The 15,912-nt window shown below is 41.0% G+C and carries 10 protein-coding genes; 5 read left to right on the top strand and 5 right to left on the bottom strand.

What is annotated here, in order from left to right; translation table 11 throughout:
- Positions 1 to 446 precede the first annotated feature (446 nt).
- On the top strand, positions 447 to 2,591 hold the full coding sequence (locus tag MORIYA_RS09570) for a CHASE3 domain-containing protein (protein ID WP_112714692.1): 2,145 nt from the start codon (positions 447 to 449) through the stop codon (positions 2,589 to 2,591).
- Between the two features lie 958 nt (positions 2,592 to 3,549).
- Positions 3,550 to 5,319: a sensor domain-containing diguanylate cyclase gene (locus MORIYA_RS09565; RefSeq protein ID WP_112714690.1), complete on the top strand. Its 1,770-nt coding sequence runs from the start codon at positions 3,550 to 3,552 to the stop codon at positions 5,317 to 5,319.
- Between the two features lie 88 nt (positions 5,320 to 5,407).
- On the opposite strand, the gene hflX is transcribed toward MORIYA_RS09565, so the two are convergent.
- Positions 5,408 to 6,754 (bottom strand): GTPase HflX, encoded by a 1,347-nt coding sequence (hflX, locus tag MORIYA_RS09560; RefSeq protein WP_112714688.1) that lies wholly within the window; start codon positions 6,752 to 6,754, stop codon positions 5,408 to 5,410.
- A gap of 460 nt (positions 6,755 to 7,214) precedes the next feature.
- Here hflX and MORIYA_RS09555 point away from each other — a divergent pair, with 460 nt between their 5' ends.
- Both MORIYA_RS09555 and MORIYA_RS09545 read left to right on the top strand, forming a co-directional pair.
- The gene (locus tag MORIYA_RS09555) at positions 7,215 to 7,376 is read left to right on the top strand and encodes a DUF4223 family protein (protein WP_112714686.1); all 162 of its coding nucleotides are present in this window, start codon (positions 7,215 to 7,217) and stop codon (positions 7,374 to 7,376) included.
- A gap of 457 nt (positions 7,377 to 7,833) precedes the next feature.
- Positions 7,834 to 9,279 carry a methyl-accepting chemotaxis protein gene (locus MORIYA_RS09545; RefSeq protein WP_162629259.1) on the top strand — a complete coding sequence of 482 codons (1,446 nt, stop codon included), beginning with the start codon at positions 7,834 to 7,836 and terminating at the stop codon, positions 9,277 to 9,279.
- Between the two features lie 647 nt (positions 9,280 to 9,926).
- Here the strand turns inward: MORIYA_RS09545 and MORIYA_RS09535 are convergent.
- The 3 genes from MORIYA_RS09535 to MORIYA_RS09520 all read right to left on the bottom strand — a co-directional run bounded on the left by MORIYA_RS09535 (position 9,927) and on the right by MORIYA_RS09520 (position 14,484).
- Positions 9,927 to 10,229, bottom strand: a complete 303-nt coding sequence (locus MORIYA_RS09535) for a hypothetical protein (protein WP_112714682.1) — start codon at positions 10,227 to 10,229, stop codon at positions 9,927 to 9,929.
- A gap of 239 nt (positions 10,230 to 10,468) precedes the next feature.
- On the bottom strand, positions 10,469 to 13,603 hold the full coding sequence (locus tag MORIYA_RS09525; protein WP_112714680.1) for a bifunctional diguanylate cyclase/phosphodiesterase: 3,135 nt from the start codon (positions 13,601 to 13,603) through the stop codon (positions 10,469 to 10,471).
- Between the two features lie 248 nt (positions 13,604 to 13,851).
- Complete coding sequence (locus MORIYA_RS09520) at positions 13,852 to 14,484, bottom strand: LysE family translocator (RefSeq protein ID WP_112714678.1); 633 nt, start codon at positions 14,482 to 14,484, stop codon at positions 13,852 to 13,854.
- A gap of 201 nt (positions 14,485 to 14,685) precedes the next feature.
- Here MORIYA_RS09520 and MORIYA_RS09515 point away from each other — a divergent pair, with 201 nt between their 5' ends.
- Entirely contained in the window at positions 14,686 to 15,162 is a 477-nt protein-coding gene (locus MORIYA_RS09515; RefSeq protein ID WP_232011585.1) for an Lrp/AsnC family transcriptional regulator, read from the top strand.
- Positions 15,163 to 15,295: 133 nt separating this feature from the next.
- On the opposite strand, the gene MORIYA_RS09510 is transcribed toward MORIYA_RS09515, so the two are convergent.
- Positions 15,296 to 15,880 (bottom strand): LysR substrate-binding domain-containing protein, encoded by a 585-nt coding sequence (locus MORIYA_RS09510; protein ID WP_232011584.1) that lies wholly within the window; start codon positions 15,878 to 15,880, stop codon positions 15,296 to 15,298.
- Between the last annotated feature and the right edge of the window lie 32 nt (positions 15,881 to 15,912).

The following is a 15,912-nucleotide window of genomic DNA, read 5'->3' as shown; positions in this document are numbered from 1 at the left end:
TCATCTAAGTCTAGGCGCCAGCTATTATCTTCACTCATCGCCTACTCAATATCATCAGCCAGACTGCGTGACTAATGGCTTTGCAGGATGTCTGATCTCTTCGGGCTGTGACGCACAGCCTCTAAGTATATGGTCTAATTAACTATGAGCCTGTAATAACGCTTTCTATTTTGATTATAAGCTGTTCGAAATAGTCCGGATTCAAATGTTTTAAAATATTTTCAAGTATTTGATTTAAAACGATTGGTTAATTTAAATGAGAATCAATCCGGTATTTAACTCTGTCATATCAACGACTTAACAAGTAACGCGAAGAGTCGGCAGCATATTTCCCTCCTTGAGGCGCCACATGTTGTCATGTATAAGCTTACCCTGAGAATCTAAGTTATAAACCCTATTAAAATATTATTAAAATATTATAAGAATATATATAAACGAGATTAAATATGTTTGAAAAATTAAAATTTAAAACCAAATTACTCTCTGGCTACGGCCTCATATTATTGTTAATGCTCATGATCACAGGAATGGTGTTTGTCAGCGTAAAGTCATTAGTCAAAGATTTCGGTTGGGTAAATCATACTCATGGCGTTTTAGCCGATGCGTCAAGTCTTGAAGCCGCCGCCGTGGACATGGAAACGGGCATGCGGGGTTATCTGCTTGCCGGTAAAAGTGAATTTTTAGCGCCCTATAAGCAGGGAAATAAAACGTTTAACAGCTTGCTCCAAAGCCTTTCCAATACCGTTGCGGATAATCCAGCGCAAGTTAAGCTACTAAAAGAAATTTCTTCCACCATCAGTCAATGGCAAAGCAAGGTCACAGAACCTGTTATTGCATTAAGAACTGAAATTGGCGATGCCAAATCCATGAATGATATGGCTGACATGATCAAAAAAGCGCAAGGGAAACAGTTTTTTGATAAGTTCAGGGGACAATTACAAACCTTTATTGCCCGTGAAAGAGTGCTGATGGAAACGCGTCAGGCTAAAGCGAAAACTAGCAATAATGTCGACGAACTGAAGCGCCTTAATGGCTGGGTTGAACACACTTATAACGTGATAGCAACGGCACAAGCGATTGTGGCATCGGCAGTCGATATGGAAACCGGAATGCGTGGTTTTCTACTGGCCGGGCAAGAACAATTTCTGGCTCCCTATACGGGAGGTAAAACACGTTTTTACCAGTTAATTGATGAGTTAGCTCAAACGGTTTCTGACAATCCCGCGCAAGTCGCTTTATTAGGCGAAAGTAAAAAAACTATCGATGACTGGATAAGTCGCGTTGTTGAAACGCAAATTACCTTACGTCGTGAAATCGGTGACGCCAAAACAATGGATGACATGGCCGATATTATCGGCCAAGCCAAAGGGAAAGTCTATTTTGATAAATTCCGGGAGCAAATAAACACCTTTAAAGAAAGAGAACGTCGCTTAATGGCAACACGTATGGATTCATTGAAAAATACGGAATCCGTTGTGATTAACAGTTCAATTTTTGGCACTTTATTTGCGATTGTTTTTGGGATGGGTATCGCATTATGGTTAACTCGTCATATTATGCGCCAGTTAGGTGGGGAGCCTGCTTACATTGCAGAAATTGCAAAGGCTGTAGCCGCGGGTGATCTAACCATGAATTTAAAGGATGACGGGACTGCTGAAGGTATTTTTTATGAAATGAAAAATATGGTGGCGACGTTAAGAGAAAAAGCGAGTCTGGCCAAAAAAATAGCCGAGGGCGAACTTGATCAAAATATCACATTGGCTTCTAGCAAAGATTCACTGGGTCTCGCGCTACAAGAAATGAGTGAAAACTTAAATACCGTATTAGGACAAACTCAATGCGCGAGTGCAGAAATTGCTCAAGGCAGCAATAATGTTGCCTTAAGTAGCACTGCACTGTCGGAAGGGGCATCACTGCAAGCCGCCAGTTTGGAAAATATTTCGGTGTCATTAAATGAGCTAACCTCCCAAATTAATACCAATGCTGAAAATGCTGAGCAGGCTCGTCAATTTGCCGCGCAAGCGCAAATAGAGGCGAGGGAAGGCAGCGATAAAATGGCTGCGATGATAACGGCCATGAATGAAATCTCTGATTCAAGCAAAAGTATTTCTTCATTTATCAGCACGATTGATGAAATTGCCGCTCAAACCAATTTACTGGCATTAAATGCGGCTATCGAAGCCGCTCGTGCTGGAGAGCAAGGGCGCGGGTTCGCCGTGGTTGCCGATGAAGTCCGTAATTTGGCTGCCAGAAGCACTGCAGCTGCCGAGGAAACGTCAAAACTAATCGCTGGTTCTGTTGAAAAAGCAGAAAAAGGTAGCCTGATTGCTAACGAAACCGCCCAAAGTTTGAATAGCATTTTTGAAAGTATCAAAAAAACGGCGGAACTTGTTGATGAAATTGCGAATGCAAGTAATGAACAAGCAACAGGCGCGGAGGTTATTAATCAAGGTCTGGTCGAAATTGATGGTGTTACCCAACAAAATAACGATACCGCTCAAGAAAGTGCTGTGGCCGCAGAGCAACTATCACAACAAGCGGAGCAATTAGAAGTATTGCTGTCACGTTTCAAACTCCGCGCCGTAACTTAAACGATAATCGTGCCAGTTAAGTCAGATAGTTATCCCGCCCTTACTAGTGTGCTATCTGACTATTTCAATTGTCATAATTTGTATTCGTCTCGGCTTGATCTGACATTTATCGGAAAAGCAGCACAGATTTATCTTGTTTATTTCGGTAACGCTCCGGTAATCTCAACTCACCCTTGGTCATTGTTCCTTTTAACATGTAAACCGTCACTTCAATAACTGAGGCTTCACGTTTTTCTTGGGAGAAGTTAACTGGTTTGCTTACAATCGCTTTCGACCTACAGTACTAAGCTGTGTTGGTGTTGTGTACCATATTACTCAATTAATATAACTGTAGATTATTTGTGAGTATTATATGACGCATTAATTTATACGCCTACAATGTCGTCAAAACAGTAACCTATGGTTTACGGCATTAGTCGGGATTGAAGATAAGCAACAGCACCCATACGCATGAGAATAGCGGTTGTAGAAATGAATGATGGTCTTAAGTCTTTTCGGTATGCCAGTGACCGGATTAAATCTGGCGTTTACGATAAAGTCATCATCGATCCGGTTGAGTTTTATCCACGTGCTGCAGGAGAATACTCCCCATGCTAGTTAGCCGATTATCTTATTGTATTATATTGATAAATTGTTTCTCATAAAGAAGATTAACGCGTTGTTGCTGTGAATGATGCATGTGATATACTTCACGTCACCACAATAGTGATGCTATTGGTGAATATGAGCGGTAGGGATAAGACTCAGAAACGTGATAACCAAATGTTATCGCATGGCTGTAATATGAATTTAAGTGTCGATCAAAAAGCATCTACGTCACAGAAGATTTCAACTAACATAAATCATTCTACTTCGCTTTCAAAATTTATTGCTCGAAAGAGCGGATCTTGGAACCGGTAATGAGTGCCGTTTTTATCCCGAGTTCAGGTTACAAACTATATAAAAGGATGAATAGTAAGTGAAGTCTGTTCCATTACGCGGGTTGATTGTTGTCCCGTTTGTTGTGCTCACATTGATTGCCGGGATCACCCTGTATCTCGTTTCTACGATAACGATTGCGAATGTTGCGAACAGTGTCGGAATACAGTATATAAAAGAAGTTGAAGATCGCATTTACGGTCATGTTCGACATTTCACCGCGCCACTCAGCTCGATCGTCGATATTAATCGCAACGCCTTCTCTTATCGACCCGAATTACTTGATAGTTTAACCCCGCTGGCGAGCCGACTTTACGAACAAGCGATGCCTTATCCACATATGACGTTCATTTCTGTCGCTACGACGGATGGCCGCTACCTCTCTTCTACACGCAACCCTTTTAAGACAGATCACCATAGTGTTGCAGCGAACTACGTCAATAAAACACTGACAATGGAAGGGTTTGAATATGATCCGGTTCGCCATATAGGCGATAAAATAGAAAAGGATCCGAGCTTTAGTTATGATCCGAGAACACGTCCATTTTACCAGGATGCGGTACAAGCGCAGGGCATGGTGTGGAGCAAAATCCATCTTTACTACGGTTTTCCAACCCTGGGTATTGGTTTGTCTGGCCCTATCTACGATCAGCAAGGCAAGCTGCTGGGAGTCACCGCGACAAGTGTGGCGCTAACTGAATTGGATGATTTTCTTGAGTCGATAGCATTGGTAGACAACGCTTATATTTTTCTAGCTGAGCGAAACGGCGCGTTAATTGCGACGTCCAGCAAAGATGAGCTATATACAATTGCCAATGGGATTACGACCAGAGTCAGTCTTGTTACTCACCCGGACAAAGTCTTCCAAATGGCAAGTAAGCAGTTAGAAAGTGGAGCTCACCGCTTAGAGGTAGATGGGGAAAATTTCTTGTACCATGTTCGCTCTATTTCGCTTGGATATGGAGAAACTTGGTTAATCGGCATACTCATTCCAAGTTCTCATCATGAAAGTGTATTAGCAGAGCACAATCAAGCTGCACTCTTTATTACGCTGATGTTGTTTGCGTGTATAGCGTTAGTTGGCTCACTGATCGCGTGGTATATTTGCAAGCCAATTCAGCGACTCAATCAAGCCGCTAATGATCAAAATTTAGAAAGTATTCAAAAACTGCCTCAACCTTTGAGCGGTATTAGCGAAATTAATTCTCTTAGTCAGGGCTTACATTTAATGGCGGATAACCTTGCTGATATTATGCAAAACCTGGATAAAAAAGTAGCGCAACGAACATCGCATTTGGAAGATGAAAACGAAAACTTGCTTGAGTGTTCTATCACCGATGAGCTAACAAATCTGCATAACCGACGTGGGTTAAATCAAGCGTTTGAGCGGACGTTTAAATACGCTCAGCAGCAAAACAAGTCAATTACATTTGTGTTATGCGATATCGACCACTTTAAGGGTGTCAATGACAAATTTGGACACTCTGCCGGTGATCTTGCGCTTGTCGAAGTTGCAAAAATCCTAAAAAGTCATCTTAGATCAACACAAGACATAGTTGCTCGTTATGGTGGTGAAGAGTTTGCGCTGGTATTTGTGGATACGGATCTGAATCATGTAATAGCAAGAATGAACAAAATTCGCCAAGATTTTGTTGCGAAACCTGTGTTCGATAATCAACACATCACGATGAGTTTTGGCATTACCTATATTGAGGACGCTTCATCTACTTCGCAGCAGATGCTGATTGATGTCACTGATGCAAAGCTCTATCGAGCAAAAAATAGTGGGCGTGATAAAATTGTGAGTTAAACCAAGATCGGCATTTTTAAGTTCACGCTGTTGAAATGGTTTAAAAAGGTGACCCATAAAACGGTCACCTTGTATGTCTAACGACGGATTAAAACGTAGTGAGCTGCAACATTTTATGTAATCGCTCTAAGGCAATCGGGCTGGCTTTTAATGTGATGCGAATACCATGTTCATGATATTCCTCTTCGAGGACCTGCATTTTACTGTGAATTTCCCCCATGACACCACTGGCTGTGTAAGGGATGTCAAAGCAGGCTGAACACATTTTCTTTTCCAGTATTTTTTGAATTTCCCGATGTACGAATGCGACATCAGCGTTGTTATGCGCACTGATTTGTAGCGCATCTGGGTAGCGTTCCAGCAGGTCTAACTGCTGTTCTTCGCTTAAACAATCAATTTTATTCAGCAATAATACCTTGTTATTCAAATCGATATTTAATTGCCCTAATACATGGTCAACAATGGCTAATTGCGACATGAAATTTTCGTCCGATGCATCAGCCACGTAAAGCAATAAGTCGGCATTTTTTGCTTCTTCTAAGGTTGAATGAAATGATGCCACTAAATCATGAGGTAACTTTTGGATAAAACCAACGGTGTCGGAGATTAAAATACGCGGTTGTGTTGGCGGCTGTAGTGTACGTACCGTGGTATCTAAAGTAGCAAAGAGTTTATCTTCAATTAATACATCAGAGCCTGTTAGGGCACGCATTAAAGATGATTTACCAGCATTGGTATAACCCACTAACGCCACGGTTAACTGTTCGATACGACCACTGCTTCGACCATGCATCTCACGTTGTACTTTGGTCAGCTCACGTCGTAGTTCGGCTATTTTAGTGCGAACACGGCGACGATTAATCTCAAATACAGTTTCACTGATTGAACGGCCTTTTTGGCGTTCGCGATCGCCACTACTTTCATCACGTAATCGCGGTGTTAAGTAATTAAGTCGCGCGATTTCTACTTGCAGTTTAGCGGTGCGGGTATGTGCATGTTTACTAAAAATTTCGATAATAACGCGGGTACGATCGTAAACCTCGACGCCTAATGCCGCTTCAACATTACGTAATTGATTCGGGCTCAGTTCACAATCAAATACCACCAAATTAGCTTGTTCTTGAACGCCCTGTGTGGCTAATAATTGGCTTAATTCGTCTTGGTCAAATTCAATCTGTGCTTCGTCTTGTAGAGATGGCTCTTCATCACTTGTTAACGTGGCTAACTCTTCCAGTTTACCAGTGCCTAATACAGTTAGCTGTTTGGTCGATTTTTGGCGTTGGGTTTTAGTCCCAACCACAGAAAAGCCGAGGGTATTAACTAAACGGCATAATTCAGATAATGATTCGTCCACGTCCTGTTGCGAAATACAAGGGGTGCGAATAGCGATTAATAAGGCGCGGGTAGCGGTGTTTTCTGTTGTTGCGATCGACATGTCGGTCTCATAGCTTTAAGTAATATGAGGTGCATCCTACCCGTTTGTGCTGTTCTTATATACGCATTTCGAGTTTCTATTGTTAATGGTGCGGATGTGAATGCGAAAAGTTGCGGTGGGTATTGTGAAAAGTGGTACTGCAAAGAGCTTTTTGACGTCAGTTCGCTAGCTATTTCTGTATTATTATAGCTAAACGAACTGCTAGTAGATTTTATTTATTCCAGCAGTTAGACTCTACTCATATTCAGAAGAGTAAGTCTCTTGGTAAGTGTGTGAATAAAGCTCAATCGTTTTATCTATGTCTCCGACGAATAACCCGATATGATTCATTGTCATCATATGCTCCAAGAAGTTAACTAATTAATGCGTTGAATGTTAGATATGAAATTCTAATGTCATTCGTTACATTGACGATGGAAATAATATTACCATTGATATTATATGTTTAAATGGATTTAACATGAAAACTTTTGCTAAATTAGCTGTTGTTGCTTTTACTTTCACTATTCTTTCTGGCTGTACTGGTACTACTTACAACCAAGATAAAAGCTGCTCTGCAGACTACCTGATCCACCCAGCGGTTTCTATTCCGACAATAATCGGTGCGTGTGAAGCGAAATAATTTTTGTTACGGGGATTAACATGCCAAGGTGAGTCCAAATTTCTGGATTCGTGTTGGTGAATGATAGTGCTCGTTGTCATTATTTCAAAAGGCTACTAATTAGTAGCCTTTTCTATTTGGATTTATGTCCATCAATAGACTCATTTTTATACACTGCCTACGTTCAATCATCGGGACCCCGTGCAGTTGCGCTAATGTTACCTGATATTCATATATCCGGCCTGCATTTGTTAGTGACCTTACTGTCTAATAATATGGATATAGTTATTTACGATATATTCTCACTACGTATCTCTCTCTTTGGTCACAATTTGTACGCGACACGATAACGAATATAGGATTTACATCTACTTATCAGATGTAAGATCTTATTTTAATAGTAAAATCATGTAAATATTGATATTAGTATCTAAATGCATTACGTGATGTAGTGCTTTGTTATATCAGAGGCGTAATAATGAAAGAAGTTAACTTCAGAACCATAGATAAGTTGTTTATAAAAATGAATATTACTGATAAGTTTTGGCTATTGTTCATTATAATATCAGCGACTTTAATTGGTTTTTCTGGCAGTCATTATTACGCGACCATCGCGCAAAGCAATGCTGCAAACCATCTGCAGGCACAAACCAGACTCGTGTCTACGGTGAATGCGTTGAAAGGGGTTGGTTTAAATAAAGATGATTTACAAACATTTCTTTTACAGCAGAATATTCGCGTGGTCAGCCAGCCTCCAAAAGCCGCAGCACGTGATACTGAAATAACCGTGTCGATGCCTTTTGGCAAGGGCTATGCTGTGCTCACTCATTCCGTGGATAACACCGAAGTGGAGAAACAAGCGTTCTTTAGTTTTTTACTTTCTCTACTGCCACTTGCACCAATTGGACTATTTAGTTACTGGTTTGCAACACACCTAAGCGGCGCCTTGTGGACTATGCATCAGGCGACTCGCCGCATTGCTAATGGCGATTTGACGTCGCGCCTTGGCTTTCATATGGGACGTGATGAGTTTGGTGTGATCGGCTATGAACTTGATCGTTCAATGGACACCATTAGTGAATTAGTCGAAAGCGTTAAAACCAGTACCGTTACTTTCCATCGGACCACCACGGCATTTGAAAAAGATGCTCGAGATTCAGAAGACCAGGTTAATCAACAGTATGCTTCGGTTGATTCTGTGGCGACTGCAATGGAAGAGATGTCGGCTTCGGCGAAAGAGATCGCGGGTTTGGGTTTACAAGCATCCCAGCAAGCGGATAGTGAAACAACCAAGATCTTACAGAGTAATGAAAGAGTCAAGGATGCGATTGTCATGGTGACTGAATTGTCTGAGTACACTAATGCGGCGTCAGTATCTGTGGTTAGTTTGAATGAGAAAGTGACTGAAATTGATAATGTGATCATTACTATTAATGCGATCTCTGAGCAGACCAATCTGTTAGCGCTGAACGCGGCGATTGAAGCTGCCAGAGCGGGTGAGCAGGGGCGTGGTTTTGCTGTTGTTGCTGACGAAGTACGAACTCTTGCCGGGCGTACGCAACAGGCTACCGTTGAAATTCGGGATATGATTGGCAAGCTGCAAGTTGAAACTCAGGGTATTTCAAAAATAACGGCTGAAACATTAGAACAAGCGAATAAAAGTCGAGAAATAATTACTGAAATTGGTGCTGATGTGAATGATATTGCTGAATCTGCGCAGTCAGTGATGGATGTGAATACTCAGATTGCGACTGCCGCCGAACAGCAAACCTCAGTCGTTAATAATATTGCATCTGACCTTAATGACATTCGCTCGCAATCAAGTGTGCTACGTGCTTCAACACAAGCGTCAGTTACCGGTATTCAAGAGCTTGTCGGTGCATCACAGTCATTGGGTAGTATCTTAGAGAAGTATCGTACCTAACATTAAATGATGAGATTTTCTAAACCTATAGACTCACAGATTATGCGTTTTTCACTTTCAGTTCCGGTTTCTAGCACTTTTATAATGTAATAAACTTGATGTTGTTCTATATCGTTGAGTAATAGAAATTCTTTGATTATACACTCTATGTTTTCGATCATGTTTTGCTCCTTGTTATTGTTGAGGAGCTTTCTTGGCTGGATATAACCTAGCATTAAGCAATATTATATTCATAAGACGGTTCCTTCCATACTTCATATTGTTATGTCGTCTAAAAGTTTTGCTTGGAATGATGAATATTAATCCTTAAGCGAAATTGGCGTCCCTCATTCAATATAATCACTAAGATATAAATAGAATTGTACGCTTACAATTTAGAAAGTTTTATCTAACAACTAAGGTCTATAGATATTATTATCAAGGATTTATATATTTGGAACATCATGCACATACTAGGTTGGAAGTATAAGTTCTTAATCTATTTGGTGATGATTGGTTTTAGAGGGTTTTTGAAGGCGTAATATGTCAACAGGTATGCGTAAAGATGCAAGAAGAGAGCCGCTCTTATCAATAAAGAGCATCGCCGCTCGCCATAGTATCCCGATGGAAATCGAAAAGGTGTAGTTTAATATCGAGTAGGGTGAAGTTTATGCTAACTCTGGCCCTAAACGTAGACGCGCTTCATCGTCGTCGTAATAATCTCTTTCTGCTAATAACACAGTTAACTGTTCTAATGTGAATTCTTGATTACTCATGCCATTGGCTAAACGTTGTAAGCAATGACCAATCGCTGTTTTTTCGTCTTGCGCTAAATATTCACGGCAAAAGTACAGTGGCGGCAGGCCATAAGCAAATGAAGTTAATTGGGCAATGTGCATTGCATCGAGTGGTTGTGCTAATTGTGCGAGAGAGATGTTGGCAATTGATTGATCTTGACCAGTACTAGACATTGAAAGCGCTCATATAAGAAAGACTCTAAATATACTACAGTAAAACTATTTTTATTACTGAGCTTATTCGACATAAATTCGATGGTTTCTGGTGCGGAATTGCTGTCGCCACAACGCAAACGATGTATTGAACTCTTTTGCAAATATCCGCGACAGTGTGCGCTCTGATGGCCCGACTATCCTTCCCCATTTGGACAAGGTCAAATCAAGTTCTGGTTGCGCTGTTAATCGCTCAAAGATCACTTTAATTCTTCTATATTATCTTTGTTGAGCCCACTATCTAGCCATTGCTGATTTGGGATATAGTTGTGTAACCAATTTGGGATATCAGCTGCTGGCATGGGGCGGGCAATGCCATAACCTTGTGCTGCATAGCAACCCATTGCGAGCAACATCAAGCCGTGCTCTGTTGTTTCAACGCCTTCTGCAATGACTTCGCGATTAAAGGAGTCTGCTAGCGCAAGCACGCCCTTGATAATGGCATAATCATCTGGGTCGTCGAGCATGTTTTTTACAAAGTTCTGATCAATCTTGATGGTATTAGCAGGCAAGTTTTTTAGGTGCGTCAGTGAGGAATAACCGGTACCAAAATCATCCAGCGCGATATTTACGCCGAATACATCCCGACAGGTATCGAGAATATTACGGATGGTATTGAGATCACCCAGTGCGCTGCTTTCTAATATTTCTAATTGTAAATATTTGGCATTTAAACTGGGATGGCTTGCCAACGCACTTTCAAGCAGGGTTAAAAATTCTGCGGACAGCAAGTGATAGGACGCGATATTAACACTTACTTCCATAAAAATGCCCTGCTTTTGCCATTCCACAATTTGCTTCAGTGCTTGGTTAATAACCCAGTCACCGATCTGGTTCTCTAGCTCTGTGCCCTCAATAATCGGTAAAAAATCAAGTGGCGGGATCAAGCCTTTCTCTGGGTGAAACCAACGAATTAACGCTTCTGCACCAAATACCTTGCCGGTCTTCATATTGATTTTCGGTTGGTAATACAAAGCAAACTCGTTATTTGATAAGGCTTGCTTTATCTCATCAAGTTGCTGGTGTTTTTGAATTGTTTGTTGATCTCGTTCTGGATTAAACAGATGGAAACGATTTTTCCCGGTTAATTTTGCTTGATACATCGAATAATCAGCGTGACGTAATAAGGTATCCAGATCGGCATCATCATCTGGATATAGCGTTACCCCAATTGAGACACTGATATTAAAAGTATGCCCTGCAATGATATAAGGTTGGGCAAGAAAGTAATTAATCCGTTGCAGTATTTCGTCACAGTGCTCAAGTGATTCAATATCACCCAGCAACAGGACAAATTCATCGCCACCCTGGCGTGACGCGGTATCTTCATCTCTGATATTGGCTTTGAGACGTTGGGCTACGGCGATGAGTAATTGATCGCCTACGTCATGGCCATAGCTATCATTGACGGGTTTGAAATTATCCAAATCGAGAAAACAAACACCCAGCATAGTGTTAGTGCGGTGACTATGGGCAATGCCTGATTTAAAACGGTCAGCAAGCAGTGAGCGGTTGGGTAACTTGGTGAGCATGTCATAATGCGCCATCATTTCCAGCTTTTTATCTGACAAATATCGTTCAATCGCTATCACACTGAGTTGCACGGCGAATTCGAGCAATTTGAAATCGTCATCAGTTGGCGTACTCGGTTGACGATGATAAATGGCAAAGGTGCCAAGCAGTTGGTTGTTTGCACCGATAATCGGCTCGGACCAACAAGAGGCTAACTGCGCTTTGGCGGTTAGCTCTTTAACCTGTGTCCAATAGGGATGGGTTTGAATATTCTCAACAATCACTCTTTTTTTGGTGAAAGCCGCGGTGCCACAACTACCTACGCCATCGCCAATTTCAATGCCATTTATGGCCTCATTGTAATAATCAGGAATGCCTGATGATGAAAACCCAGAGTTAAGATGCGTGCCTTGTGCATTGATCAGTAGCACAGAACACAGTGCCCCTGTTTGTTCTTGTTCGATAAAGTTAACTATGTGTTCCAAAATTATTTTTAATGGATCGCCTTTTAATAATTTCTCTAATACCGCGTTGCGGGCATTATCACGCAGCTCTATCTGTTTGCGCTGGGTGATATCGGTATGAACGCCGGTGCACCAGATAGGTTTATGATGCGCATCCCATGCTGTAAATTCACAGCCTGTGTGGACCCATAACCAGTTTCCATCTTTGGTTTTTCGCCGGTATTCAAGTTCAAATGGTATTCCTGTTACCAAGGATGCTTTATATCGATTGGAGGCTAATTCAAAGTCATCGGGATGAATTTTCTCTAACCATTGTTCCAAGATCGTTTGAATATCGGATGGATTGACATCCGTCAGCTGTTCGTTTTGGCCGCCAAATAAAACTTCACCGCTCTGTATGTTTAGCTCAAACCATACTTGACCAGTTGACGTTAGCGCCAAATTTAAGCGTGTTAAATTATCGCCCAATTGCTTAGTACGTTCAGCGACAATATTTTTAAGCGACTTTTGGTTGTCCTTTATCCGCATGATTAAGATGGCGGAAAAGGTGGTCAAGATCGTAAACGTCATACTGAGCAGAGACATGACTAGAAGTGAAATGTAGTGAACCCAGCCATTGATGGGGGACATTTTTAACATCCAAGTCACGTTGGCGATGTTTATACTATTTGCAACAGGGTTAGCTAATAGTGGTTGTGGTGAGTTTGATAAAACTTGGAGTTGTCCAGTGTCTGGATTAATGCGAGATAACTGATATGCGACCCCTGCTTCTACCAGAGCCGGTAGTTTTACTGCGTCGAGTACTTGTGGAAAATGCATTAAAACAATAACGAAGCCCCAAAAAAACTGTTCACCGCTTGGGCGATCCAAATAGATAGGTAACCGTCCAACGGCGCCATAGCCTCCTTGGACTAAATTAAAAGGGCCTGCTAGGGTTAATTTACCGCTATCTCTGGCTGCAAAAGCTTCTTTATTCCGGTTCGGAGAGGTAAGCAAATTATGGCCAATTGCCTTTTCATTTCCTGCTAATGGCGCAATATATTGGATAATACCATTAGGAGCGAGTTGCAGTGCCGCGACACCAGGATAGAAAGGCAACATTTCAGTTGCGAATCGGCTAAAACTAGCCTCATCAAGGTGTTGATTTTGGATCAAGGCTGCAAGTGGGAATGTGGCCGATAATGCTTGATTGATGTTAGTTTCAATGAGATTGACATAACTGCGAGATAAGTTTTGAATCGCTAAGCGCTGTTGTTGATGTTTGTCACTATCAATGGCGTAAATGGTAATGACAGATAGCGCGATTGAGACGGCAAAGATCAGTTGTATGATTATGGATGTTTTTAATTCTTTCAACATGTAATTCTTCAAGGCCGCTACGCCAGTCCTTGCTCTATGGTTACGGGAAATTATGCTCCTTTCCCTGCCGACTTTATTCGAGGTTTGTTAGGTTTTCGTCATACTGATGGTCGAATTTCATCGGAGATAGCCCGTTATTAGTACCATGATGCCGCTTAACGGTATATAAGCATTAAGTGTAATAAATATAACTAAGTACGATTAAGAATCGCTACGCTGCATTTTTAGTTTAATATCGTCTTGTGTAATTATAAAAAATGAAGTTGATAACTGTTATAAATTTCCATTGATGCGTAGGAGACAAAAATAACGCCTGCTATTTTTTCAACGGGTTGCACGATTTTATTCACATAAGGTTTCATACTACCTGTTGTTAACATTATTGAGATGAAGCAAAGCCAAGAAAAACAGATAATAGTGATGACCACACCATATCCGACCTGAAGGACGATCGGGGTGTTGGGAGAGACCACTTGACTAAAAATACTGATAAAGAACAGCGTGGCTTTGGGGTTTAGTAGGTTATTAATAAAACCTTGTTTCCAAAATGCAGAGCGTTTAATTTTATCCATTTCTGTTTTTTCTTCCAAAGACTGTCCTGTCGACGTCAATGATTTCCACCCGAGCCAGAATAGATAGGTTGCCCCGAGTAGTCTTATTACCTCAAATATAAATTCAGATTGTGTTGCCACAAATTGGACGGCAACAATAGAATAAAATATATGTACCCAAATTGCCGTGGCAATACCAAACGCAGTTAAAAACCCCGCCCGTCTCGATACCCCAACCGTATTTTTAACCACCACCACAAAATCTGGTCCTGGGGTGATGACAGTGACTAATGTGATAATCACTAAGGCATAAAATTCATGACTAAACATCAACGTTCCTTATTATTTAACATGGCCTGTACTTTGTGAACATTCACAAAGTACAGAGATATACCCAAGTTATTTCAAAATGCTGATTGTGCATCTTGAAGTAGCTTGGGTATATGTTACATAAGTACGTTGAAATTAAACTGCTATGTACTTTACAATAACGCTTCAAAATAGAGATTTTTTTCGTTTAATGGAGTAAATGTGAAAAAAAACACTAATACAATGCTTGATGCCACCGATTTAACTATCCTGGAACATTTGCAACGCGATTGTCGAATTAAGATTAATGAGTTAGGAGCGCGCGTTAATTTAAGCGAAACACCCTGTTGGAGACGTTGGAAGCGACTTGAGAAAGAAGGGATTGTGACGCATTATACCGCGGTTTTAGATCGCAAAAAACTGGGTTTCAATGTGATAGGTTTTAGTATGGTTTCTTTAAATAATCATGCTCCAGAAGAGACGGATAAATTTGAGCAGATTATTCAAGATTTTGATTGGGTGCTGATGTGTTTTTGTATTGCGGGCAGTGCCGATTTTATTCTGCAAATTGTAGCGAGAGATCTCGATGAATACTATGACAAGATTTCTGAAATACGCCGTATCAAAGTGGTTGATTCAATTCAATCTAATATTGCGGTAAAAGAAATTAAGAACTCGACCAAATTACCCCTGTTCTGAGGTACCGCTTAGTCCTCAGTTTCAGATATTGCTCAAGCGTCGCTTTATGCGGTAATTCATGTGCAGGAAAGAGAGTGCACTCAAGTGCCCAAATATGATTGCTCTTGTGTCACGAACATTAACAACACTATTATTAGTAATTTAAAAATTTATCTCTGAGTAAGTTGATCATGGTTTTGGTTTTTTTTGGTAAAAATTGTCGCGAAGAATAAATCAAGGTCATGGCAATCTCGGACTGATAAATATCAGGTAAAACATGAATTAATTCCCCTTGTTTAAGTTGCTGTTGGACTAAAATCATCGGGAGTAATGCAATACCATGGCCCGATTGCGCCATCCGGTTCACTAATCCCAAATCCTCTGAGATCAAACGTATATTCAATCTTTCTGGCAGTATGCTGGAATCATAATGACTGGTTAAAATTGCATGTTCAAACAGATCATTAAGACAGTGTGGCATCTCATGGCTTTGTAAGTAATGTGGTGAACAAAACAAGCCTTTTTTAGACGGGAAAAAGACTTGCTGCACGTAATCTACATTAATGATTTTGATCACATCAGGCAGCAGTTGCAGGTCTATATTTTCACGTTTCAAATCGACGCTTTCGTGACGGTGAATAATTTCCAAGGTGATATCTGGAAACTGTCGAGCATAGTCATCTAATAATTCTGCAAACAAGGTCGAGGCAATAAACGCGGCTGGTACGGCAATGCGCAATACGCGCCGCTGACAACGGAGAGCCGAGTTTA

The sequence above is a fragment of the Moritella yayanosii genome (genome assembly GCF_900465055.1).
In the GTDB taxonomy this organism is placed as follows: Bacteria; Pseudomonadota; Gammaproteobacteria; order Enterobacterales; family Moritellaceae; genus Moritella; species Moritella yayanosii.
This window is presented reverse-complemented; position numbering and strand designations above follow the sequence as displayed.

Bases quoted from the DNA above. Each gene is read 5' to 3' on its own strand.
- MORIYA_RS09570 (WP_112714692.1), top strand. From the start codon at position 447: ATGTTTGAAAAATTAAAATTTAAAACCAAATTACTCTCTGGCTACGGC.
- MORIYA_RS09545 (WP_162629259.1), top strand. From the start codon at position 7,834: ATGAAAGAAGTTAACTTCAGAACCATAGATAAGTTGTTTATAAAAATG.
- MORIYA_RS09535 (WP_112714682.1), bottom strand. From the start codon at position 10,229: ATGTCTAGTACTGGTCAAGATCAATCAATTGCCAACATCTCTCTCGCA.
- MORIYA_RS09555 (WP_112714686.1), top strand. From the start codon at position 7,215: ATGAAAACTTTTGCTAAATTAGCTGTTGTTGCTTTTACTTTCACTATT.
- MORIYA_RS09520 (WP_112714678.1), bottom strand. From the start codon at position 14,484: ATGTTTAGTCATGAATTTTATGCCTTAGTGATTATCACATTAGTCACT.
- MORIYA_RS09525 (WP_112714680.1), bottom strand. From the start codon at position 13,603: ATGTTGAAAGAATTAAAAACATCCATAATCATACAACTGATCTTTGCC.
- hflX (WP_112714688.1), bottom strand. From the start codon at position 6,754: ATGTCGATCGCAACAACAGAAAACACCGCTACCCGCGCCTTATTAATC.